The sequence below is a fragment of the Elstera litoralis genome (assembly GCF_000963705.1).
GTDB classification, from domain to species: domain Bacteria; phylum Pseudomonadota; class Alphaproteobacteria; order Elsterales; family Elsteraceae; genus Elstera; species Elstera litoralis.
On the sequence record NZ_LAJY01000536.1, the window covers coordinates 1 to 2010 of the forward strand.

General features: G+C 62.5%; 3 protein-coding genes. 2 read left to right on the top strand and 1 reads right to left on the bottom strand.

Annotated elements, in window-relative coordinates; genetic code table 11:
• Positions 1–40: 40 nt before the first annotated feature.
• Positions 41–814 carry a ferredoxin--NADP reductase gene (locus VZ95_RS17030; protein WP_045776918.1) on the top strand — a complete coding sequence of 258 codons (774 nt, stop codon included), beginning with the start codon at positions 41–43 and terminating at the stop codon, positions 812–814.
• 163 nt (positions 815–977) lie between these two features.
• Here VZ95_RS17030 and VZ95_RS17035 read toward each other — a convergent pair whose 3' ends face one another.
• Positions 978–1595, bottom strand: a complete 618-nt coding sequence (locus VZ95_RS17035; RefSeq protein ID WP_045776919.1) for a J domain-containing protein — start codon at positions 1593–1595, stop codon at positions 978–980.
• 95 nt (positions 1596–1690) lie between these two features.
• On the opposite strand from VZ95_RS17035, the gene VZ95_RS17040 reads away from it, so the two are divergent.
• Complete coding sequence (locus VZ95_RS17040) at positions 1691–1993, top strand: BolA family protein (protein ID WP_045776920.1); 303 nt, start codon at positions 1691–1693, stop codon at positions 1991–1993.
• Positions 1994–2010 lie beyond the last annotated feature (17 nt).

Sequence of the window (2010 nt, forward strand, 5' to 3'; positions counted from 1 at the left end):
GACAGGGATAGTCGCTATTCTACAGTGCGGTGATGAGATTATGTCGAACTTCCTGGAAGAGCGCGTTTTAAGCGTCCACCATTGGACCAACCGGCTGTTCAGCTTCACGACCACCCGCGACAAAGGGTTCCGCTTCCTCAACGGCCAGTTCATCATGATTGGCCTGCCGGTGAACGGCAAACCGCTGTTGCGCGCCTATAGCATCGCCAGCGCGAATTTCGAGGAACATCTCGAATTCCTCTCCATCAAGGTGGAAAACGGCCCGCTCACCTCGCGCCTTCAGCACATCCAGGTGGGCGATACCATCATCGTCGGCAAAAAGCCCACGGGAACCCTGGTGATCGACTATTTGCTGCCGGGCCGCCGCCTGTATCTGCTCTCGACCGGCACTGGCCTTGCGCCGTTCATGTCGATCATCCGCGACCCGGAAACCTACGAAAAATTCGAGCAGGTGATTCTGGTCCACGGCGTCCGCGAAGTCGCCGAGCTCGCCTATCATGATTACATCGCCCACGATCTGCCGAACGATGAAGTTCTGGGTGAAGTGATCGCCGGGAAACTGCTCTACTACCCGACCGTCACGCGCGAACCCTATAAAAACCAGGGCCGCGCCACCGACCTCATCGAAAGCGGTAAGCTGTTCACCGATCTCGGTATTCCGGCCTTGGACCCCGCAACCGACCGCGCCATGATCTGCGGTAGCGCCGAAATGCTGGCGGACCTCAAGCGGATGCTCGAAGCGCGCAATTTTGTCGAGGGCAATACCTCCACCCCCGGCAGTTTTGTGATCGAACGGGCGTTTGCGGAGAAGTAGGGTTCATTTAAGCTTGGGCGTGATCGTCGGGGCTTAGCCCCGACGATCACGCAAGGGGCAAGCCCCTTGGCAATCCCAATTTCTGGAAAACGGTCCAGGGCCGTTGGCCCTGGTGGGGAGAGCCCGAGAGGGCAAGCGCCCTCTCGGTTAAAGCGCGTTCAGCTTATTCCGTCACGAACGACCGCAGCACCGTGTACGCCTGGGTAATCAGCTTAAACCGCTCTTCGGCCGCCTTGTCGCCGCCATTTGCGTCGGGATGGTGGCGTTTCACCAGCTCCTTGTAGCGCATTTTCACGTCTGACAGCGTAATCGGGTGCGAGAGGTTGAAGATCGCCATCGCCTTGGTTTCCTCCGGCGAGGCGGAACCGCGCGCGGCGGCGGCGTCATCGGCGCTATCATCGTCGAAAAAGCCGAAGCCATCGGTGAAACGCGTACGTCCGCCGGGGCGCGGGCCGCCTGCCGTGCGCGGCCCCGTGGGCTTTGCGCCTGGCGCGCCCTTGGATTGGCCGAACGGCCAAGTCGGGCGGTTCCAGGTCGAATCGGTGCGCACTTCCGCTTCGATTTCCTCCGGGCTCATCCCGGCGTAATAGTTCCAGGCGAGGTTATACTCGCGCACATGGTCCAGGCAGAACCAATAGTAGCTGTTGAGATCGATGCGCGAGCGGGGCGCGCGATAGTCCCCAGGCTGCGGGCAATCGTGATGCTCGCAACGGCGGGTGGGGGGCGCTTCGGGCTCCTCGAAAAACGAGGTCGAAAACCGGGAGGGACGACGGGGGGCCATCGCGCTAGTATGGAAAGCCTCGGCAGGCGGCGCAAGTCGTCAAGCTTCGGGGCTGCCTGCCAAGGATGCCGCTTGACGATTTTAGGATTTACCCTATGCCGCACGACCCGCTTCCCCCCACCGGCCCCGTCGCCGCCCGGCTTCAGCAAAAGTTGCTGGCCGCCTTCGCCCCCGCCGAAGTCATCGTGCAGGACGATAGCGCCAAACACGCCGGGCACGCGGGCGCCCCCGCTGGCGGCGAAAGCCATTTCAGCGTCGTCGTCATCTCCCCCCAGTTCGAAGGCCTGTCGCGCGTCGACCGCCAGCGCCGCATCAACACAGTCCTCGCCGACGAACTGGCCGGGCCGGTCCACGCCCTCGCCCTGATGGCGCGCACCCCGGCGGAGGTTGGGGGGTAGCGGAGATGACGTGTCAG

Excerpts from the sequence above, each read along its gene's own strand:
- VZ95_RS17030 (WP_045776918.1), top strand. The coding sequence starts at position 41 with ATGTCGAACTTCCTGGAAGAGCGCGTTTTAAGCGTCCACCATTGGACC.
- VZ95_RS17035 (WP_045776919.1), bottom strand. The coding sequence starts at position 1,595 with ATGGCCCCCCGTCGTCCCTCCCGGTTTTCGACCTCGTTTTTCGAGGAG.
- VZ95_RS17040 (WP_045776920.1), top strand. The coding sequence starts at position 1,691 with ATGCCGCACGACCCGCTTCCCCCCACCGGCCCCGTCGCCGCCCGGCTT.